21 protein-coding genes and 1 riboswitch are annotated in these 22269 nt (G+C 36.1%); of the genes, 3 read left to right on the plus strand and 18 right to left on the minus strand.

Annotation, left to right across the window (positions count from 1 at the left end; genetic code table 11):
• Window positions 1-37: 37 nt before the first annotated feature.
• From CBF31_RS07465 to mgsA, 3 genes are all read right to left on the minus strand, one after another.
• Complete coding sequence (locus CBF31_RS07465) at window positions 38-856, minus strand: ZIP family metal transporter (protein WP_126831756.1); 819 nt, start codon at window positions 854-856, stop codon at window positions 38-40.
• A gap of 175 nt (window positions 857-1031) precedes the next feature.
• On the minus strand, window positions 1032-1556 hold the full coding sequence (locus CBF31_RS07470) for a folate family ECF transporter S component (protein WP_170167908.1): 525 nt from the start codon (window positions 1554-1556) through the stop codon (window positions 1032-1034).
• A 35-nt stretch (window positions 1557-1591) separates the two neighbouring features.
• Window positions 1592-1757, minus strand: a riboswitch (THF riboswitch).
• Window positions 1758-1828: 71 nt separating this feature from the next.
• Window positions 1829-2254: a methylglyoxal synthase gene (gene mgsA / locus CBF31_RS07475; protein ID WP_126831758.1), complete on the minus strand. Its 426-nt coding sequence runs from the start codon at window positions 2252-2254 to the stop codon at window positions 1829-1831.
• 177 nt (window positions 2255-2431) lie between these two features.
• Between mgsA and CBF31_RS07480 the strand changes: the two genes are divergently transcribed.
• The gene (locus tag CBF31_RS07480; RefSeq protein ID WP_126831759.1) at window positions 2432-3535 is read left to right on the plus strand and encodes an ABC transporter ATP-binding protein; all 1104 of its coding nucleotides are present in this window, start codon (window positions 2432-2434) and stop codon (window positions 3533-3535) included.
• A gap of 96 nt (window positions 3536-3631) precedes the next feature.
• Here the strand turns inward: CBF31_RS07480 and rsmA are convergent, their stop codons facing one another.
• From rsmA to metG, 4 genes are all read right to left on the minus strand, one after another.
• Window positions 3632-4510, minus strand: a complete 879-nt coding sequence (gene rsmA, locus CBF31_RS07485; protein WP_126831760.1) for a 16S rRNA (adenine(1518)-N(6)/adenine(1519)-N(6))-dimethyltransferase RsmA — start codon at window positions 4508-4510, stop codon at window positions 3632-3634.
• Window positions 4497-5084 carry a ribonuclease M5 gene (gene rnmV / locus CBF31_RS07490; RefSeq protein WP_126831761.1) on the minus strand — a complete coding sequence of 196 codons (588 nt, stop codon included), beginning with the start codon at window positions 5082-5084 and terminating at the stop codon, window positions 4497-4499. The genes rsmA and rnmV overlap by 14 nt, the downstream gene beginning before the upstream one ends.
• Complete coding sequence (locus CBF31_RS07495; RefSeq protein WP_126831762.1) at window positions 5084-5854, minus strand: TatD family hydrolase; 771 nt, start codon at window positions 5852-5854, stop codon at window positions 5084-5086. The genes rnmV and CBF31_RS07495 overlap by 1 nt, the downstream gene beginning before the upstream one ends.
• Before the next feature lie 73 nt (window positions 5855-5927).
• The gene (gene metG, locus CBF31_RS07500) at window positions 5928-7934 is read right to left on the minus strand and encodes a methionine--tRNA ligase (RefSeq protein ID WP_126831763.1); all 2007 of its coding nucleotides are present in this window, start codon (window positions 7932-7934) and stop codon (window positions 5928-5930) included.
• A gap of 228 nt (window positions 7935-8162) precedes the next feature.
• Here metG and add point away from each other — a divergent pair, with 228 nt between their 5' ends.
• On the plus strand, window positions 8163-9182 hold the full coding sequence (gene add / locus CBF31_RS07505) for an adenosine deaminase (protein WP_126831764.1): 1020 nt from the start codon (window positions 8163-8165) through the stop codon (window positions 9180-9182).
• A 21-nt stretch (window positions 9183-9203) separates the two neighbouring features.
• On the opposite strand, the gene CBF31_RS07510 is transcribed toward add, so the two are convergent.
• Genes CBF31_RS07510 through CBF31_RS07525 form a run of 4 tightly spaced genes read right to left on the minus strand, consistent with a single transcriptional unit; the run spans window position 9204 to window position 13351 of the window.
• Complete coding sequence (locus tag CBF31_RS07510) at window positions 9204-10475, minus strand: ABC transporter permease (RefSeq protein WP_126831765.1); 1272 nt, start codon at window positions 10473-10475, stop codon at window positions 9204-9206.
• On the minus strand, window positions 10468-11367 hold the full coding sequence (locus CBF31_RS07515; protein WP_126831766.1) for an ABC transporter ATP-binding protein: 900 nt from the start codon (window positions 11365-11367) through the stop codon (window positions 10468-10470). Before CBF31_RS07515 ends, CBF31_RS07510 begins: the two co-directional genes overlap by 8 nt.
• On the minus strand, window positions 11368-13161 hold the full coding sequence (gene uvrC / locus CBF31_RS07520; RefSeq protein WP_126831767.1) for an excinuclease ABC subunit UvrC: 1794 nt from the start codon (window positions 13159-13161) through the stop codon (window positions 11368-11370).
• Window positions 13154-13351: a helix-turn-helix transcriptional regulator gene (locus tag CBF31_RS07525; RefSeq protein ID WP_126831768.1), complete on the minus strand. Its 198-nt coding sequence runs from the start codon at window positions 13349-13351 to the stop codon at window positions 13154-13156. Before CBF31_RS07525 ends, uvrC begins: the two co-directional genes overlap by 8 nt.
• 147 nt (window positions 13352-13498) lie before the next feature.
• Between CBF31_RS07525 and CBF31_RS11290 the strand changes: the two genes are divergently transcribed.
• Window positions 13499-14209, plus strand: coding sequence for a prepilin peptidase (locus CBF31_RS11290; protein ID WP_126831769.1), 711 nt, complete (start codon window positions 13499-13501; stop codon window positions 14207-14209).
• A 39-nt stretch (window positions 14210-14248) separates the two neighbouring features.
• On the opposite strand, the gene CBF31_RS07535 is transcribed toward CBF31_RS11290, so the two are convergent.
• The 7 genes from CBF31_RS07535 to tgt all read right to left on the minus strand — a co-directional run bounded on the left by CBF31_RS07535 (window position 14249) and on the right by tgt (window position 22215).
• On the minus strand, window positions 14249-15919 hold the full coding sequence (locus CBF31_RS07535; RefSeq protein ID WP_126831770.1) for a C40 family peptidase: 1671 nt from the start codon (window positions 15917-15919) through the stop codon (window positions 14249-14251).
• A 133-nt stretch (window positions 15920-16052) separates the two neighbouring features.
• Window positions 16053-16580 (minus strand): rod shape-determining protein MreD, encoded by a 528-nt coding sequence (mreD, locus tag CBF31_RS07540; RefSeq protein ID WP_170167909.1) that lies wholly within the window; start codon window positions 16578-16580, stop codon window positions 16053-16055.
• A complete protein-coding gene (mreC, locus tag CBF31_RS07545; protein WP_126831772.1) occupies window positions 16573-17442 on the minus strand; it encodes a rod shape-determining protein MreC in 870 nt (289 codons plus the stop codon). Before mreC ends, mreD begins: the two co-directional genes overlap by 8 nt.
• A gap of 145 nt (window positions 17443-17587) precedes the next feature.
• On the minus strand, window positions 17588-20170 hold the full coding sequence (gene adhE, locus CBF31_RS07550) for a bifunctional acetaldehyde-CoA/alcohol dehydrogenase (RefSeq protein WP_126831773.1): 2583 nt from the start codon (window positions 20168-20170) through the stop codon (window positions 17588-17590).
• A gap of 144 nt (window positions 20171-20314) precedes the next feature.
• Complete coding sequence (locus CBF31_RS07555) at window positions 20315-20602, minus strand: post-transcriptional regulator (RefSeq protein ID WP_126831774.1); 288 nt, start codon at window positions 20600-20602, stop codon at window positions 20315-20317.
• An 80-nt stretch (window positions 20603-20682) separates the two neighbouring features.
• Window positions 20683-20988, minus strand: a complete 306-nt coding sequence (gene yajC / locus CBF31_RS07560; protein WP_126831775.1) for a preprotein translocase subunit YajC — start codon at window positions 20986-20988, stop codon at window positions 20683-20685.
• A gap of 81 nt (window positions 20989-21069) precedes the next feature.
• Window positions 21070-22215, minus strand: coding sequence for a tRNA guanosine(34) transglycosylase Tgt (gene tgt / locus CBF31_RS07565; protein WP_126831776.1), 1146 nt, complete (start codon window positions 22213-22215; stop codon window positions 21070-21072).
• Window positions 22216-22269: the final 54 nt, after the last annotated feature.

The raw sequence follows: 22269 nt of genomic DNA on the forward strand, positions 1-22269 counted from the left end.
AAAAGCTAAGCTGATTAATTCAGCTTAGCTTTTTTTATTACCCTAATGCCACATCCAATACCATCATGATAATAAATCCGACCATCACACCAAACACAGCGTGATGATTTTTACTTGATGAATTTTGTTGGGCCTCTGGAATTAATTCCTCTACTACTACATAAATCATCGCACCTGCCGCAAACGCTAAAGCATACGGAAGAACTGATGTTAATTTCGTAACTAATATCGCACCTAACACACCGGCAATCGGTTCGACAATCCCTGATGCTTGACCATATAAGAAAGCTTTCCAACGGCTTAAGCCTTCTTGACGAAGTGGAATTGAAACAGCTGCCCCTTCTGGGAAGTTTTGAATCCCTATCCCAATTGCAACGGACACAGCAGCAAGTACACCGGCTGTTGGGTTTACCATTTGATTGGCCGCCCCAAAGGCCACCCCTACTGCTAAACCTTCTGGAATGTTATGTAGTGTGATTGAAAATACTAATAAAATAGTTCGTTTTAAATGACTCGGCATCCCTTCAACTTCTTGATTAGGTCCGAAGTGCATATGCGGAATTAACCGGTCTGCTGCATATAAGAATAATCCCCCTGCTGCAAACCCTATTCCTGCTACTAACCACGGAATAGACCCATTCGCTTCTGCTTGTTCAATCGCAGGATCTAATAATGACCAAAAACTAGCCGCAATCATGACGCCTGATGCAAAACCAAGCATTAAGTTTAAAATATCTTTTTTAATATCCTTAAAGAAAAATACCAATGCAGCCCCTAGAGCTGTCATACCATATGTAAATAATGTCCCTACTAGTGCTTGTTGCCAAGCATCTAAACTGACTAACCAATTGATCATACCTGTCTCACTCCTGCCTCAACTTTTATACATTTATACTATCTATAGTGTTATTTTAACATAGGGTTTTGAAACATGCTTATCTGAACCCTTCAGACATAAAAAGAGCCTGTCATTAGTAAACTAATGACAGGTCGTAGATGTTTTATTTAACTAACTTGCGGGATAATAAAGCTTAGCTTCTAAACTTCTTGATTTGTTTATCTAGACCACTATGATGACTTAACCAATAGATAACCGCTGTTTTTATTGGAAATAAAATCAGTGATTTTGTTATTCTAACCGGAATATTTACAAGTGCGGGTTTCCCCATCATGATGTATAACCATAACGTATTCATCCCAATATCGACAATCAATTCAATTAAGAAACTTGCCAGCATGATTTTTTTTAGAGACATTTTCTTTTTATAGAAGAAAACTCCATAAATCCAACCTGTTACAAAGGTTGAAACCGAGAATCCTGGAAAATAAGGGGCCGTCTTTGGAAACAAGACAATCCCGATAAAATCAGCAAGGGTTGACCCCGCTCCAGTTAACACTGGTCCAAAAATCATCGCCATGATGACCGTAGGAATAAACAAGAAACTGATTCTAACAAATGGCGTTTCGATTGCTAAGAAACGCGTTAAAATTAATTGTAACGCCATTAATATTCCCATTAATGCGATACCTTGTGTTGATACTTTTCTTTTTGACATTTTGTGCATCTCCTTAGTAGAGCTGCTACATACTATGCAGCGAATGCGAAAATAAAACCGCGAATAGATTAACGATACTGCTTCAATCGACGCTCTCATGTTCCCGCTTAATGAAAGACGTCTCTCTTCGTCAAATTATCCTTCGTTCGAGTGGCAACATCCCATCCACTCAACACTTAACGCTTTATTTCCTACTCTGATAATTTGGTATAAAATACCATCTACTACTATAGCATGAATGTAAGCCTAGCACTATTAAAGAGTATCAAAAATTAATAAGCACTTAACGGTTTCTGAGGTTCTTCTTTAACCACTTGACGGAAGTCTAAAAATCCATTTGCCAATCCACGTATCAGCACCTCTGCCGCACCTATATTGGTTGCTAAGGGAATTTCATAAACATCACTTAAACGTATCAAGGCATTAACATCTGGTTCATGGGGTTGTGAAGCTAATGGGTCACGTAAAAATATAATCATATCCATTTTATTTTCTGATATCATAGCCCCGATTTGTTGGTCACCACCAAGTGGGCCTGATTTAAAACGGTGAACCTTAAGTCCAGTTGCTTCCATAATTTTCAAACCTGTTGTCCCTGTTGCAAATAACTCATGTTGCTCCAAAATTGGTTGATAAGCCGTTGCTAATTTAATGATTGTCTCTTTTTTTCTATCATGTGCTACTAATGCAATTTTCATCCTAACAACACCCTTCTTTTTTCTTTTAGTGTACCACAATCCTTTTATTATTTAAGCACTTGGTCACATTGACGAAAAAGCACCTACTTTCATTGTGCAACTTACACATTGCGCAAAGATACCGCTTTCAACTATACTTTGTTTATAAACTAATAACCGAAAGTTGAGGGATTTCTAATGGTAGAAATGGCACTAAAAGGTATTCATAAAAAATATGACAATAATGATTTTTATTCTGTAACGGATTTTAACTTAGATATTAAAGATAAAGAGTTTATCGTATTCGTAGGACCTTCAGGTTGTGGTAAATCAACAACCCTTCGTATGGTTGCAGGTCTAGAAGACATCAGTGAAGGCGAACTAACAATTGGCGATACTGTGATGAATGATGTGGCTCCTAAAGACCGTGACATCGCGATGGTATTCCAAAACTACGCATTATATCCACATATGACTGTTTTCGATAACATGGCCTTTGGTCTTAAATTGCGTAAATACCCTAAAGATGAGATTAAACAACGTGTTGATAACGCTGCTGATATTTTAGGTTTAACAGAATATTTACACCGTAAGCCTGCCGCTTTATCAGGTGGACAACGTCAACGTGTCGCATTAGGACGTGCTATCGTTCGTGATGCTAAAGTCTTCCTTATGGATGAGCCTTTATCAAACTTAGATGCTAAATTACGTGTGGCTATGCGTGCTGAGATCGCAAAATTACACCGTCGTTTAGAAACAACTACAATCTACGTTACTCATGACCAAACTGAAGCGATGACAATGGCTGACCGTATCGTTATTATGAAAGACGGTTTCATCCAACAAATCGGTTCTCCAAAAGAAGTTTACGATACACCAAACAACATGTTTGTTGCTGGTTTCATCGGCTCACCTGCTATGAACTTCTTCAATGTTTCTCTTAAAGATGGCATCATTACTAATGGACATGGTTTAGAATTAAAAGTTCCTGAAGGTAAATATAAAATGTTAGAAGAAAAAGGCTACAACAATACTGATTTAGTCTTCGGTATTCGTCCAGAAGATATCCATAGCGAACCTATCGTGATGGACGCTTCACCAGACACTGTAGTTAAATCTGAAGTTGTCGTTTCAGAATTACTAGGTGCTGAAACTATGCTTTATACAATGGTTGGTGACACAGAATTCATCTCTAAAGTAGATGCTCGTGCAACTTATACGCCAGGTGAAGTTATCGACCTTGCTTTCAACTTAAACAAAGGACATTTCTTCGATAAAGAGACTGAAGAAGTTATCCGCTAAAAACGCCCCCCTTTTCTAGACAATTAAAGCTTTTAATTGTCGGAAATTTAAATAAAAGAGCGATGCCCTAATGGGCATCGCTCTTTTTATACTCGTTTACATACTGCCCATCGCATTTGATAGGTTAGCAAACTCTTGTAACGTTAAGGTTTCACCACGACGTTTCGGATCAATCCCAGCTTCTTCTAGCGCTTTAGCTAGGTGTGCTTTCGTTTCTTCTTCTTTGCCATAAGTTGCTTGTAAATTGTTCCATAATGTTTTACGACGTTGTTGGAATGATGCTTTCGTTAATTTAAAGAATGCTTTCTCATCCTTCACTTGAACAGCGGGCTCATCACGACGTGTCAACTTAATAATCGCTGAATCAACATTAGGTTGCGGCACAAAGGCTGTTTTCGGAACGATAAACGCAACCGATGCTTCCATATAGTACTGAACAGCGATTGAAAGTGAGCCATACGCTTTCGTACTTGGCTCTGCCGTAATTCTATCTGCCACTTCTTTTTGCATCATGACAACCATTTCAGCTACATCTAATTTAGATTGTAGAAAATGCATCATGATTGGTGTTGTAATATAATATGGTAAATTAGCGACCACTTTTAGAGGTAACTTTTCATCAAAGACCTCATCTGTAATCGTCTCTAAATCAGCTTTTAAGACATCTTGATTCACCACTGTAACATTAGGGTAAGGAGACATTGTATCCTCTAAAACCTCAATTAAACGGCCATCAATTTCAAATGCTAAGACTTGGTTAGCATAACGCGCTAGATGCTCTGTCAATGCGCCAATACCAGGCCCCACCTCAATGACGTTTGTTTGACGGTCTAAATCCGCTGCGAACACAATATTTCTTAAAATATTAGGTTCTGTCAGGAAATTTTGCCCTAAACTTTTTTTAAATGAAAAACCATACTGTTTTAATATATCACGGGTACGGCTGGGGGTTGCTATCTCTTTATATTCCTCCACTTTCTTCCTCCTCTAATACAACTGCCATAGCTGTTTTCAATTCTTCTACTGTAATCTGAAACATCGCCAATCGTTTGCATAATTGTTTACCATTAGTATACCCTATTCGCAAATAATCACCTAATGCTTCTCGTCTTGCTTTAGCACTCGGTCCTGCAATCAACCCAAAATACATAAGTAATTCTCTCGGTATCTCAACGGTTTGAACCGTGTCATCTAAAGGTGTCAACACGTTTGCTAATGCTTCTAAAATAGCCTCGTCACTAGCATGTTCCACGCCTAAGCTATTGCCACGTTTGGTTGGCGCTGCCTCTTTTCTCGAAATAAACGCATGTTTCGCACTTGGAACGGTTTCCGTGACAATTTTTCTAATCTTTTCACCTGAAAAATCAGGGTCAGTAAAAACAATAACGCCACGAACTTCCTCTGCATGTTGAATACGTTCTAGAATATCATCGTTAATGGCGGAACCAATCGTTTCAATCGTGTCACACTCCACAACTTGCTGTAATCGTTTCGTATCATCTTTACCTTCGACAACAATAATTTCTTTAATTCTTATTTTATCCGTCATTACTCACCTAACCTAAAGAGACGATGAGCATTCTCTTGTGTCTGTTTGGCAACCTCTTCCCACTGACAACCACGTAATTCTGCCACTTTTTCAGCAACATAACGGGTATACCCAGGTTCATTACGTTTTCCACGGTAAGGAACAGGTGCTAAGTACGGTGCATCAGTTTCAATCAATAACTTATCCATTGGAACGGCTTGTGCCACTTCTTGAACTTCGATTGCTTTTTTAAATGTTACCACACCACTCAATGAAATATGCATTCCTAAATCTAAGAAACGTTTCATCCATTCTGTATCACCACTAAAACTATGCATGATGCCACCGATATCGTGAATCCCTTCATCTTTAAGAATCGCGTACGTATCTTCCATCGCCTCACGAGTGTGAATACTGATTGGCAAATTCATCTCTCTTGCAATCGCAATTTGACGACGGAATACTTTCTCTTGAACGTCTTTAGGGTCTTCCATCCAGTGGTAATCTAAGCCAATCTCTCCTAAAGCAACGACTTTAGGTAATGTTAAATGCTCTTGTAAATAAGCCTCAACCTCTTTATCATAACTTCCCGCTTCTGTAGGATGCCAGCCAATAATACTGTATAAATTATCATACTCTCGGCTTAATTCTAATGATTTTTCGATAGTTGGGTAATCAAATCCAACAATGGCCATCTCACTCACGCCTAATTCTTTAGCACGCTCAATCGTTTCAGGAACATCTTCAGAAAATTGCGCCACATTTAAATGGGTATGTGTATCAAATATCATTTTATTCACTCCTTTTATGTGACAGAACAAAACGACTGAAAACTAATCGCTAGCTTTCAGTCGTTATCTGTCATTATGCGATTACTGAACCATTCGGCACGCCTTTTGGTGCTTCCATGATTTTAAGTTTTCCATCATATTCAGCTGATAAAATCATACCTTGACTAATTTCGCCACGCATTTTACGTGGTGTTAAGTTAGCAACCACCATGACTTTTTTACCAATTAAATCTTCTGGATTAGGGTAAAATTCTGCAACACCTGAAAGAATTTGACGGTGATTTTTATCGCCAGCATCTAGACGGAATTGTAATAATTTGTCTGCCCCTTTTACTTTTTTACAATCAATAACTTCTGCTACTTTTAGTTCCACTTTATCAAAGTCATCGTATTTGATTTCTTTGTCTTTAACAGATACTAACTCTGTTTCAGTTGGGTCCCAAGTAAAGTCTTCAGAAGATTCTATTGTTTTTTCATTCATTTTTTCTTTAATGTAAGCTACTTCTACCTCAGTATCAAGACGAGGGAAAATTGGTGTTCCTTTACTTACTACTTTGACATTTTCAGGGAATTCACCGAAACGAATATCAGTAATTGACATGTCAGATGTATTTAATCCTAATTGTTCAAAGATTTTCTTAGGTGATTCTGTTAAAACAGGTTGTAAAAGAATCGCTACAATTCTTAATGCCTCAGCTAAATGAACCATAACGCTATCTAACTCTGCACGTTTTTCTTCATCTTTAGCAAGGACCCAAGGCTCAGTCTCATCAATATACTTATTGGCACGTGAAATTAATGTCCACACTTCTTGAAGTGCCACACTAAATTCCATATTTTCCATTGCTTTATGGTAGTTACCAATCACATTAGCTGCTGTTGTTGATAATTCACTATCAAAATCAGTCACTTGTGAGTTGTATTTAGGAACAACGCCGTCACAATATTTGTTAATCATCGCAACTGTACGGTTTAATAAGTTCCCTAAATCATTTGCTAAATCATAATTAACACGTGCTACGAAATCTTCTGGTGTGAAGACACTATCATTTCCAAATGGAATCGCACGTAATAAATAATAACGTAATGCATCTAAGCCATAACGCTCTGTTAGCATATCTGGGTAGACAACATTTCCTTTAGACTTAGACATTTTTCCATCTTTCATCACAATCCAACCGTGAGCGTAAACTTTTTCTGGTAATGGTAAATCAAGCGCCATTAACATAATCGGCCAGTAAATCGTGTGGAAACGTACGATTTCTTTCCCAACCATGTGTACACTAGCAGGCCAGAATTTTTGGAAATTGCTATCATCCTCACTACCATAACCTAAAGCTGTAATATAGTTTGATAACGCATCAATCCAAACATAAACCACATGTTTAGGGTTACTTGGAACCGGGACACCCCATGAGAATGTCGTACGTGTAACTGCAAGATCTTCTAAACCTGGTTTAATAAAGTTATTAATCATTTCATTTTTACGAGATGCTGGTTGAATAAAGTCAGGATTTTCATTGTAGTACTCTAGTAAACGATCAGCATATTTGCTCATCTTGAAGAAGTAAGATTCTTCTTTTACTAATTCTACTTCATGACCACTCGGTGCTTTCCCACCAATGACTTTACCGTCTTCATCTTTATAAACTTCAGCTAATTGATTTTCGGTGAAATATTCTTCATCTGATACTGAGTACCATCCTTCATATTCCCCTAAATAAATATCGCCTTGTGCTAGTAAACGCTCAAAAATTTGTTGGACACGTTCCACGTGTTCTGGATCTGTCGTACGAATGAATTTATCATTGCTGATATCTAAATCTTTCCATAATTTTTGAACGTCAACAGCCATTTCATCCACATATTGTTGCGGTGAAATACCCATCTCTTCAGATTTTTGTTCGATTTTTTGACCATGTTCATCTAGACCTGTTAGGTAAAATACCTCATGTCCTGTTAATCGTTTATATCTAGCTACAGCATCACACGCAATTGTCGTGTATGAACTTCCAATATGTAATTTGCCACTAGGATAATAAATCGGTGTTGTTATATAAAATGGTTTTTTCTCTGTCATCATTCCTAGCTCCTTTCCTAGTTAAACACTCTTTTTAGCTCTACTTAAAAGACTATAGATACGTATTAGTATACCATATTACCTATACGATACTCAAAAAAATTCTGTCTATACCGAGTTATTTCACCTCAAATTCTTTTCATTCTAACTGTTAATTTTAACTAGATTTATTTAATGAAAAGCTGTATAGTTAGTAGCAATATAATCAAATTTTTATTGGAGGTCTTTATGAAAAGAGAAATTATAAAACGCTTACCTAAAATTGAATTACATTGCCATTTAGACGGTTCAGTCCGTCCACATATTTTAGAACAGATAGCCGAACAACAAAACCAACCTTTGCCTTGGACCGGTGACGCTTTAAAAAATAAATTAGTCGCACCTGAAGACTGTACCAGTCTCTTAGAATACCTTGAACGCTTTGACGTTGTTCTTCCTTATCTTCAAGAAGAATCAGCAATTGAATTGATTAGTTATGACCTGATCGCGCAAGTTGCAGAAGAAAATGTCCGCTATATTGAAGTTCGTTTCGCTCCACTTTTATTCAACCGTAAAGGATTAACTATCGAACAAATCGTAACAGCCGTTGTGATGGGGTTAAAACGAGGAGAAAAAGAATTTGGTGTTAAAGCTAATGCACTTCTGTGCGGCATGCGCCATCATGACGAGACTACTAACCAATCAGTCGTTAACGCCGTTAGACAATTCTACGGAAAAGGCGTGGTCGGTTTTGACTTAGCCGGTGATGAAGCCAATTACCCAACAGCCCTATTCGAATCCGTTGTATCGATTGCCAAAGAACATGACCTACCTATTACTTTACACGCCGGCGAATGTGGTTGTCCTCATAACGTGATGACCGCTATCGAACTAGGTGCTACTCGTATTGGACATGGTATTGCCATTCAAAAAGATGATTCTGTTCTTAATGCCTGTTTAACTAACCAGACCACGATTGAAATGTGTCCTACTAGTAATTTCCAAACAAAAGCCGTAACTGAATTAAAAGACTACCCTTTCCAAAAATTCTTAGATGCAGGCTTAAATATCACCATCAATACCGATAACCGTACCGTATCTAATACAACTCTAACGGATGAATATGAAAAATTAGCTAATTGGTATCACATCGATTACGCTTGTATGGAAAAATTAAATCATAATGCCGTTAACGGGGCCTTTACATCTGAAACTGAAAAAGAACATCTTCATGCCTATTTAACTGCTGGCTATGCGGACTATCGCTAAAATAAAAAAACCGATGAGAAATCATCGGTTTTTTCGTTGCCTTCTTTCTTGTTTCATAGAAGTAAATGATTTTTTCAATGTTTTCATCATGCCATCATCACCATAAGCCAGTGATGTTGAATGATACATTAACGCTGAGAATTTTAATAATACAAGAGTTGTCACTGCTAAAATCACAAGTGAAATCAAAATTTCAGATGTACTTACAGCCCCATTGGCAATACGTGATGGCATTGTAAATGATGATAGAAACGGAATATATGACGTTACTTTCATCAAAATATGTTGCGGATTACTCATGCCAAACATCATACTAATCATAAATCCAAATATTGTTAGGTACGTAACAGGCGCTACTGCTTTACCTGCATCTTCGGCTTTAGAAACTAACGAGCCACATAACGCTGATAAAATCGTATAAATAATAACACCTAATAATAAATACAACATGTTATAGCCAAACACACCTAGTAGCAACTCCTTAATCGACATAATAGATAAGAAGTCCTTAACAACAGGCATATCTTTCACTACCATAAACCCACCAAGACCTGCAAGAAGGTAAATACCTACTTGAGTTAGAATGACTAAGAAAATCCCCATTACTTTACCATAAAAATGTTTTGAGGCTGACGTACTTGAAAGAATAATCTCCATAATACGCGTTCCTTTTTCAGACGCTACTTCTGATGCTGTCACTTGAGCATACATTAAAATAATCATGTACATCGCAAGTGTGATAAAAATAGAACCCATTGACATCGCTAAATGATTGGCATTCTTCTCTTTCATCTTGCCATCTTTAAACTCAACCGTTTTACTCTTCAACTCTGCTTGAGCATTCAACTGAGCGATTTGTTCTTTAGATAACGCCATTTTTTTGCTGGTAATATCTAATTGAGTCGCCGTTAAATTTTGCGTCATCGCTAACTCATCTGACGTTCCCATTTTAGTCGTTCCGGTATACTCACCTGTAACTGTCTCTTCTTTTTCATTAAAACTAATAATTAAGTACCCGTCGATATCTTTTGCTTCCAAGGCTTTCTTAGCTTCAGCTTCTGTCGTCACTTTTTTATCAACTTCTAATGTCGAACCTTTAATATAATTTTGACGAAGCTCTTGATTAGCAGAAATAACCGCTATATCTGACGTTTCTGAAAACTTAGCACCTACAAAGCTCGCTAACAGTGTAAATCCAATCATAATAAATGGTGAAATAATCATCACTAAAAATGACACACTCTTCACGTTACGCTTAAAAGTTTCTAAGGCTACAATCCAAAATTTATTCACGGCCTTCACCTACTTTCATTTTAAATATTTCTTCTAGTGTCGGTGGTACTTGATTAAAGACAGGCATATAACCTAATGCCGCTGCTTTTTCAAAAATTTCTTTACCCGCTTCTTCATGGGCAAGTGTCACACTATATGACCCATCAATTTCTTTTTCAATCCCTAAAACACCTTCAACTGCTTCAATTTCTTCCACTGGTAATTTTGAATCGATAACTAATTTTGTACGACCGAATGCTTGACGAATATCAGCAACTTTCCCATCTAATACCATCTCACCATTTCGTAACATAATTAAATGGTCACAAATTTTTTCTACATTATCCATATTATGACTAGAGAAAATAACGCACGCTCCCTTGTCTTTCAACTCTATAATCCCTTCTTTTAAAAGCTCCGCATTCACGGGATCTAACCCACTAAACGGCTCATCTAAAATAATCAATTTTGGCTCATGAATAAGGGTTGAAATCAATTGTACTTTTTGTTGATTCCCTTTAGAGAGTGCTTTTACCTTATCTGTTTTCTTTCCTTTAACTTGAAACTTATCCATCCAAAAATCAATTTTAGGTAAAATCTCTTTTTTAGTTTTTCCTCTCAACTTAGCAAAGTAAATCAATTGCTCTTCAATACTAATCTTAGGATACAGACCCCGCTCTTCAGGTAAATACCCAATAATATTATAGTCATTCGCCGTTAAAGGATGGCCATTCCATAATACTTCCCCAGTATCTGTCTGTAAAAAATCTAATATTAAACGAAACGTCGTTGTTTTACCTGCTCCATTTTGACCAATTAGTCCTAAAATTTCTCCATCATTTATCGTAAATGAAATACCATCAACGGCTTTCATCGTTCCAAATGTTTTAGAAATAGTCTTTACTTCTAACATTTATTCCACTCCTTCTATTTTGTCTTTTCTAAAATGCTCGTAAATATTTGTTGCAACATTCTTTGGCATGCCAACCTTTTCTAGCTCTTCAATTGACGCTGCTTGAATATTTTTTAATGATTTATACGCTACCAATAATTGTTTCTTTCTCTTAGGTCCAAGTCCCTCAATACCATCCAATTGCGAAGCAAAACTTGTTTTACTTCTTAACTGTCTGTGGAACGTAATCGCAAACCTATGAACTTCATCTTGAATACGTTGTAGCAAGAAAAATTCCTGAGAATTTCGTTTTAATGGCACAACACTAAGGTCATCCCCATATAATAACTCACTTGTTCGATGCTTATCATTTTTAGCTAATCCTGCTACCGGAACTGAAACGCCTAGTTGATTTTCTAGCACATCTTTTGCAATATCTACCTGCCCTTTTCCTCCATCAATTACAATTAAATCAGGAAATGGTAACTCCTCTTTTAATACTCGTGAATAGCGTCGGTAAATCACTTCACGCATAGAGGCGTAATCATCTGGTCCAGTTACCGTCTTAATTTTATATTTACGATACGCACTTTTTAAAGGCTTACCATCCACAAATACGACCATTGCAGAAACAGGGTTTGTTCCCATTATATTCGAGTTATCAAACGCTTCAATTCTGCGAAGATTAGGAATATTGAGTATTTCTCCCAACCGTTCCACAGCACCACATGTTCTTTCTTGCTTCCTTAACGTTAAATCAAACTTCTCTTTTAAAGCAACTTCAGCATTTTTAGAAGCCAACTCTACCAATTTTTTCTTATCACCACGTTGCGGTTGGAAAACAGAAGAATCTAAAAGCAACTCTGCACTTTCCTTATCAACACCTTGAGGAATGAAAACTTCCTTCGGCGCGATGTGTGAACTTTCTTGATAAAACTGCCACATATAGGTTAAAAAGTCTTCTTCTGCCTCTCCATAAAACGGGAATAACGAAACATCTCGTTCAATAATTTTACCTTGTCTTACAAAGAAAACCTGAACACACATCCACCCTTTGTCAACTGAATAACCAAAAATATCACGGTTAACAAAGTCTGTTTGTGTCATCTTTTGTGGCATCATTACAGTATCAATCGCACTCAATTGATCCCTATACTCTGCTGCTTTTTCAAAATCAAGTTTTTCTGAAGCCTCTAACATTTTACGTTTTAACTCTTTTTGAATCCCTTGAAAATTACCATTTAAAAAACTTTTAATTTCTTCAACCATCTCAACATAAACATCTGGCGAGACATCAAAAACACTTGGACATAAACACTGCCCCAAATGATAATACAAACACGGTTTTTTAGAATTTAAACTACATTTTCTAAGAGGATAAAGTCGATCTAATAATTTTTTAGTCTCATTCGCCGCTTTAGAGTCAGGATACGGACCAAAATAAAGAGCTTTATCTTTTTTGATTTGTCTTACTATCATCAAGCGAGGGTATTTTTCATTTGTAATTTTTATAAAAGGGTAGCTTTTATCGTCCTTTAGTAAAATATTATAACGTGGCTGATTTTTTTGAATTAAGTTAATCTCTAGCAATAAAGCTTCTTTGTTAGATTCCGTTACAATGTATTCAAAATCATCTATCTCACTAACCAATTTTTCAGTTTTAGTATTGTGGCTCCCAGTAAAATATGACCGTACTCTATTTTTTAAGACTTTAGCTTTCCCAACATAAATAATAGTCCCTTCGCTATTTTTCATTAAATAACATCCAGGATTATCTGGTAGAATAGCGAGTTTAGCTTTTATTTTTTCATTCATTCTTCTCGCTCCCTTCATTATTAAAGACATCTAATAACTCTACCTCAAAGATTTCTGAGATTTCAAAAGCCAATTTTAAGGATAAAGAATATTTACCTTTTTCAATAGAAGAAATAGTTTGCCTCGTCACTCCAAGTTTTTTAGCTAAATCTTGCTGCGTCCAATTACGTTCAGCTCGCAATACTTTCATTCTATTTGTAATAATCTTCTACACACCCTTTCCACCTCTCAAATGTAACATTATACAGACTAAATGTAAATTTTTTTTAACATTCAGTCTGTTATTTATTTTATTTTATTTTTATTGCGTATATTTAAGAAAAGCATTAGTGAAAGGATGATTATTATTATAGTAGTTATTATTTTAGTCGGGAGTTGTTTAGGCTCTTTTTTTACAGTTATTGCAGAACGAGTCCCAATTGGTATATCTCTAATATCACCACCATCTCATTGTCCCAAATGTAAAACCAAACTAAAACCACTAGACTTAATTCCCATATTTTCTTATCTTTTTTTAAAAGGGAGGTGTCGTTACTGTCAAACCAAAATATCTTCAATTTCAACAATTATTGAATTCTTACTGCCTCTTTTACTTTTACTTCTTTATTATACAAATCATTTAAACATTGTTTATTTACCTGAGATTATTATAATATTGACGTCAATCATACTCAGCTTAACTGATATATTTTATCTTGAACTTTCTCCATCTATTTTCTTAACAGGATACAGCTTTAGTTTCGTAATAAATTATTTATTTTATCAACCCGTTCACATTTATTTCATTAATTCCTTACTATTATATTTCATGTTTTCAGCTCTATCTTACTTATCAACATCAAAAATTGGTCTAGGTGATGTTAAACTGATTTGTTTTCTGTCCCTCACACTAAATATAGATAACTTAGTTCGCCTCTTACTCTATGCAACATCGTCCGCACTACTATACATTCTCTATTTATATATTAAAACTATTCCTATAAAAAATAAAAAAATTCCTTTTATCCCTTTTTTGACATTAGGCTATATTATCCTTTTTTTACAATAAAAAAAGCAATCTCATGTGAGATTGCTTTAAAATTTTATATTATAGTACTCGTACTGCAAAATCTGGTGTGAACCATTGAACTGATCCAGTGATAACACCTTCGTTAGGGTTAGCAGCGTGAACATAATTTCCGCCACCTGTTGAAATTGCTACATGGTACGTACCACCATGTCCTCCCCAGAATAATAAATCTCCTGGTTGTGCTTGTGACACAGCAATTTGTGTTCCAGCACTTTCTTGAGGTACAGTGTATCCACCAATTTCTCTACCTGTAACTTGACGATAAACATATGCTGTGAATCCTGAACAGTCAAAAGCTTCTGGGCCTTTAGCTCCCCATACATAAGGTTTACCTAAATGTTTCATAGCTTCAGCAACAATAGCGCTACCTGATGGGTTTGCTACTGGCGGTGCTGGTGGTGTTGGTTTTTGTTCTGGCTCTGGAGTCGGCTCTGGTTTTGGTGCTGGCTCTGGAGTTGGTGCTGGTTCCGGCGTTGGTGCTGGTTCCGGCGTTGGAGCTGGTTCCGGTGTCGGCGTTGGTTCCGGCGTCGGAGCTGGTTCCGGTGTTACTTCTGGAACAACTGGAGCTGTTTCTGAAGGTAATGTTACTTCTGGAACAACTGGTGTTGTTTCTGAAGGTAATGTTTCCTCAGTTACTGTTGGTTCCGTACCAATTGTACCTTCTGTTTGAGCTTCTGTTTGAGCTTCTGTTTGAGCTTCTGTTTGAGCTTCTGTTTGAGCTTCTGTTTGAGCTTCTGTTTGTGTTTGTGACTCTTCAGATACAACGTTTGAATCCGAAACTCCTGTTGTTGCAGTTTCAGTTTCTTCAGTGGTTGTTTGAACTGGGTTAGTTGTACTAACAAACGCACCTGATTCATTCGTTAAGTTTTGAACGCCTGAAATTTCATTTAATGCTTTTTCTGTTTGTGCTTTAGCAATTTGTTCTTTTTGAGCTTGAGCAATTGCTTCTGCTTGAGCGATTTCTTTTGCTTTAGCTTCTGCAGCTTCACGTAATGCAACTTGACGAGCACGTTCTGCTTCTGCTTCTGCTTTAGCTTTTAAAAATCCAGTTTTTTTGTTTTCTTCAGTTGATTTTTCAGCTGAGATTTCATTAACTAATGACTCTTGTTGTAACTCTTGATCTAAAAGTTCGCCTTTTTTAACTTCTAAAGCTACTGCATTTTGATTTAATTCTTCTGATTTTTCTTTTGTTTCAGCTTGTTTTACTTCAACAGCTTTTTTATCTTCTTCTTGTTGTTTCATTAAATCATTGCTTGCATTAACTAATTTTGTAGTTGCTGCTAAACGAGTAATTGCTAATGAAATTGAATCAGAATTTAAAACAGCATCTAAGAAATTTGATGATTTTCCGTCTACTTGAACTGAACGAGCCTGCTCTTTAATAGTAGCATCACGTTTATCAATACGAGAATCTAATTCTTTAATTTCTGAAGCTAATTTTGAGATTTTTTCAGCAATTTGATCTTGCTCAGATTGTAATTCAGCTGCTTCAGCTTTAATATTATCAATATTTGATCTTACCGCCACTAATTGAGAACTTGCTTGAGCCTCTTTTGAATTTAACTCTTTAATTTTATTATTTGACTCTTTAATTTGTGAATCTAATTCATCTGCTAACGCCGCCGATGGAGCTACTGCACCTAAAACGATTGAACTTAGCATTAACATTGATATAATACGCTTTTTCACGTTGTATTCCTCCGTGTACTTTATTTTAAACTAATTGGTTAATTTCTACTTTTCCTAATCAACATCTGAATTGTATCATAGGAAGATGTCAGTGAGATAATAGCTATGTTACAAAAATGTTTCAAAGTAACATTTAATCATGACTTCTCTTTTCAATTAATTTATTAAGTGGATAACTGAATAATATACATATAGCAATGTTCATAATCAGTGTTGGCCCTATATTATTTGTTATAAATTTTTGAAAAGCCGGATTTGTTAATTTGAATATCACTTGTAATAAATAAGCTGTCCCATCCATTACTGTTATAAATACAACTAGACTCATTAACAATGTAAATATTGTTGGTTTTACATATTTAAATACTACGTATATAAAAAGTACAGTCAAAGGTAATACGACAATATTGATACCTATGATGTTATAGTAATGCCAATCAAAAATGGCACCTAATACCAAACTCACTATCATCACGTAACGTTTATCAAAATATAAACTTGAAATAATTAAGCCGATTAAAAACAAATGACTATTAAAGTAAATTGTATTGTCAGTAACATGACGCAACATGTTGCTCAATTGACCATCAAACAACATTAAAAATAATAAAATAAAAGGGACTAGTAACTTCATTACGCTGTTCGTAAATATCTTATTCATTTTCATCACTCTCAACTAATCGTTTAATTACAGTTACAACTGACATATCATACATAGAAGAATTGGCTTTGATATAAACTTCTTTATCTAGTCCAAAACCACTTTCTTTAATTTTAACAACTTCACCAACTGGCAATCCACGTGGTGAGCCCCCACCTAAACCGGATGTTGACACTTTATCGCCTTCTTTAATACCTGATAAAGAGGTCAATTGTTTAACCACAAATACATTATCTTTTTCTGAGTAATCAGATAATACACCATACGCAGCTTCTTTTCCTTCTGGTGTAATCATAACCGGAAAGTGATTGGCATTTTGATTAGTTGATGTTAGTAATTCAACCTTTGATGACATTGCATTAGCCACAATAACACGGCCCACTAAACCACCTTCACCAATGACTGGCATTCCTGTTTCGATTCCGACATTCGCGCCTCGATCTATAACTAAAATATTTTGCCAAGTATCAGGTGAACGACTGATAACATTCGCTGTTAATTTGTCATAATTAGTTAAAGAATCATCCATGCCGAGTTGTTTTTTCAACTCTGCATTTTCTTTTTTATAACTTTCATTTTCACTCTCTAGTACCTCGTATTGATCAATACGTTTTTTTAAGCGATCATTTTCATTATAGGTGGTAAATAAGTTACCAATAGATGAAATCCCACCTTGTATTGCTCTTACAGGAAATGAAATCGCTCGGTCTATCAAACCAACACTATCATCTACTGTCGATCCTACAACACTTGCATTTTTAGACTCATTTCGTTTAGCCACCGTAAAACTTACTAAGAATACGACAACTACCATTACTATTATGGCGATTATTATGTTTTTACTGGAATTATTTTTTTTCACTTAAACACCTCAAATCCCTTTCTTACAATCTTTTGACACCTGTTCACTATTTTAACACTATTCATTTGTTTTTTCTATCTAAAGAATTACGCACAAAAAGAAGTCCACTTATAGCAGACTTCTTTTTTTCGATCCTTTTATTTACTTATTTTCCATTGTAAGCTTGGATGATAATTTCTTTCAATTCGCTAATTAAAGGTTCTTTTGGATTAGCTGTCGTACATTGGTCTTCATAAGCTAACTCGGCCAAACGGTCTACTGTCTTGTCCAATGTTTCTTTCGTTAATCCCTGTGACTTAAAGCTCATATCGATCCCTACACTCTTACCTAAATCAGCAACAGCTTTAGCAAGAGATTCTACTAATTCTTCTGTTGTGTCACCTTTCATTCCCATAAATCTTGCAATATCAGCATAGTCTTGGTCTGCACGGAAGTAATCGTATTTAGGGAACATTGCATGTTTCGATGGGTCTTTCGCGTTATAACGAATGACGTGTGGTAATAAAATTGCATTGGTACGTCCGTGCGGGATATGGTATTCTCCCCCACATTTGTGAGCGATTGAGTGACAAATTCCTAAAAAGGCGTTAGCAAAAGCCATCCCAGCGAGAGCTGAAGCATTATGCATTTTCTCACGGTTGTCTTCATTTGGATTATCACAAGACTCTTGTAAGTTTTCGAATACTAATTTAATCGCTTGTAAACTTAAACCACGAGTATAATCTGATGCCATAACAGAAACGTATGACTCAATCGCATGTGTTAGGACATCCATTCCAGTATCCGCTGTTACAGAACGAGGAACTGATAAAACAAATTGTGGGTCAATAATCGCTACATCTGGTGTAAGTGCGTAATCTGCTAATGGGTATTTAACGCCTGTTTCGCTATCTGTAATAACTGCGAATGGTGTTACTTCTGAACCTGTTCCTGATGTCGTGGGGATACAAACAAATTTAGCTTTTTCAGCTGTTGGTATTTTGTACGCACGTTTACGAATATCTAAGAACTTTTGTTTCGCTCCAAAGAATTCTGTATCTGGATGTTCAAAGAATAACCACATTCCTTTCGCAGCATCCATCGCTGACCCTCCACCTAAAGCAATAACGGTATCCGGTTGGAAGGCAACCATTCTTTCTGTTCCTTTGTAAACTGTATTACTTGATGGGTCTGGCTCAACATCTGAGAAGACTTCAATTTGAACCTTGTTATGACGGCGACGTAATGTTTCCATCACACGGTCTGCATAGCCTAGTTTAACCATTCCTTCATCACACACTAAGAAGACACGTTCTACATCAGCCATTTCTTCTAAATAATTTAAAGAATTTTTTTCAAAGTAAATTTTAGATGGAAGTTTGAACCATTGCATATTATTTCTCCGTTTCGCGATAGTTTTGATATTGATTAGGTTAATAGATGACACATTTTTAGACACTGAATTTTTTCCGTAAGACCCGCAACCTAGTGTTAATGATGGAATCATTTCATTATAAATATCACCAATACCACCTTCTGATGCTGGACTATTCACCAAAATACGACATGCTTTCATTTTCATACCAAATTTAGTTTGTAAGTCTTCATCTTCTGAATGAATAACGGCTGTATGTCCTAAACCAAATTCTTGCATTTTTGCACATAACTCAAAAGCGTGTTTTTGATCAGTCGCGTTAATCATCGCTAGGACTGGTGATAATTTTTCTAGTGACAATGGATATTCAAGTCCTGCACCTTCTAATTCAGCAACTAAAATTTTAGTCCCTTTAGGAACAGTAATCCCTGCTAATTTAGCAATCGCTTCTGCTGAGTTCCCTACAATTGCTGGGTTAACTGCTGTTTTCGCTTCATTCATCACAGTCGCTTCCAACTTAGATAACTCTGATGCTTTAACAAAATAAACTTGATGCGCTTGGAATTCTTTTTTGACTGCGTCATAAATTTCTTTGTCTACGATAACCCCTTGTTCTGATGCACAAATCATTCCGTTATCAAATGATTTAGATACAATCACGTCATTAACCGCACGTTTAATTTTTGCTGTTTTTTCAATATAGGCTGGTGTGTTACCAGGCCCTACACCTAAAGCTGGTTTCCCAGTTGAATAAGCTGATTTCACCATACCTGAACCACCTGTCGCTAAGACAATTGCAACACCTAGATGATTCATCAAACCACTTGTTGCTTCTAAAGATGGATGCTCTATCCATTGAATACAATCCTCTGGAGCTCCCGCTGCTACAGCCGCATCTCTAACAATTCGCGCCGCTTCTGCTGAACATTTTTGAGCACTTGGGTGGAAAGCAAATACGATTGGGTTACGTGTTTTAATTGAAATCATCGCTTTAAATATAGTCGTTGATGTTGGGTTTGTTGTAGGTGTTACCCCGCAAACCACTCCGATAGGCGCTGCAATTTCTACCAAACCTTTTTGTTTATCTTCATTAATTACGCCCACAGTTTTATCATTTTTGATGCTATTCCAAATTGATTCCGATGCGTACATATTTTTAATTGCTTTATCTTCATATATTCCACGACCAGTTTCTTCGATTGCCATTTTAGCAAGTGGCATATGAGCATCAAGTGCTGCCATCGCCATTTGGTGAACAATATGGTCTACTTTTTCTTGGTTAAAATCTTCCATTGCGTCAAGAGCCTTGTTTCCTTTAAGTACTAATTCATCGATCATTTTTTCTACATTTACAGTTTCTTTTTTAGTTGCCATGTATGTATCCCTCCATGAAATTTTCGTTTGTTACTCTTTTCACAATCATCATACTACACGCAAATTAAAAAGTAAACATTTAATTGTGATTTTTTTCACATTAGTTCTGAAAATAAAAAAGAACACCTGTGGATAAGTGTCCTTTTATAATAAATCGTCAATATTATTCCAATCAAAATCTTGTGGTCTAATCGTCCTTGCTCTGATAACTTGGTAATCAAAAAACTCATTCTCTGTAACCAATAGAATATCTCGACGTTTTTCCCAAACACTTTTAGCAGCTTTCTTTTGCCAACGGTAATTTTCTAAATAGTCCCATAATTCTTCCAACTTAATTTCTTTATAGCCATGTTTAGTAAACTCATTATATTTTTTCTTTACTGCCTTATTTAAAAGTAACCCTTTATACCCCGTGTACTTTTGAATGGTCATTCGATTCACCTACCTTTTTTTATAAATCTAATTAAGTGAAAATAAAAAGGAGAAATCTATTAAGATTCTCCTTTTTCAAATTACTTGTTGTCTTCTTCTGTTGTTTCAACAACTGCTGCTGGTTTTACAGCTTCCGTTGGAGCTGTTACTGTAGAAATCGCTACACGATTAAACTCTAATAAAATACCTTCACAGTTTAAAATTACTGTATTTTTTTCAGTATCTATTTCTTCAACAATCCCATGTAAACCTCCGATTGTTATCACTGAACTTCCTACAGTCATACTGTTTAATAAGTCTTGACGTTGTTTTTGTTGTTTCTTTTGTGAACGAGTCATGAAGAACATCATTCCACCTAATACGATTAACGGTAATAACATTGCCATATTTTTTCCACCTCATTTAATTATATCTAATTATCACTCTAACAAATAACTATTAAAGATACTAGCTATTTTAAGGAAATTTTAAAAGTTTTTTGCATTCTCTTTATTAAATCCATACTCTTCGAAGAAAGCTTCACGGTATTCTAACAAGTTATCATCCATAATCGCTTGTCTAATGTCTTTCATCACTGTTTGTAGGAAATAAAGATTGTGATATGACGTTAAACGAATACCAAATGTTTCATTACATTTAATCAAATGACGAATGTATGCACGTGTATAGTTACGACAAGCATAACAATCACATTTTTCATCAATTGGACGGAAATCTTCTGCATATTTAGCATTTTTAATAACCAATCGACCTTGGCTAGTCATACACGTCCCATTACGGGCAATACGTGTTGGTAATACACAATCAAACATATCAACCCCGTTAATAACACCATCGATAAGTGAATCAGCTGTACCTACCCCCATTAAATAACGCGGCTTATCTTGAGGAATAATCGGATTCATATAATCTAATACGCGGTTCATCTCTTCTTTTGTTTCCCCTACCGATAATCCACCAATAGAATACCCAGGGAAATCCATACTAATTAAGTCTTTAGCACTTTGTTCACGTAAATCCTTGAACCCTGCTCCTTGAATAATCCCAAATAATCCTTGGCGATCTGGATTAGCATGAGCTTCTAGTCCGCGCTCTGCCCAACGACTTGTACGCTCAATTGATTTTTTCACATAGTCATGACTTTCATAGAATGGTGCACATTCGTCAAAACTCATCATGATATCTGGACCTAATTTATTTTGGATACCAATCGCTTTTTCTGGAGAAAGGAACATTTTAGACCCATTTAAATGGTTTTTGAAACTAACGCCCTCTTCAGTAATATTACGCATCTCAGATAATGACCACACTTGGAAACCACCTGAATCTGTTAAAATCCCTTGATCCCAATTCATAAACTTATGTAAGCCACCTGCTTTTTCTACTAAATCTTCTCCAGGTCTTAACCATAGGTGGTAAGTATTCGCTAAGATAATACCTGCACCCATCTCTTTTAATTCTTCTGGCGCCATAGTTTTAACTGTCGCTAGTGTCCCCACCGGCATAAACATTGGCGTTGGGAATGTTCCGTGAGGTGTAATGATTTCACCTAAACGTGCTCCCGTATGTTTTTCTGTTTTTATTAATCGATAACGAATGGCTGGTTCTGTCATGTCGTACCCTACTTTCTATTAAGTAACTGTCTAATTATATACGTTAAATATCAT

It is taken from the genome of Vagococcus fessus (genome assembly GCF_003987565.1).
GTDB lineage: Bacteria > Bacillota > Bacilli > Lactobacillales > Vagococcaceae > Vagococcus_D > Vagococcus_D fessus.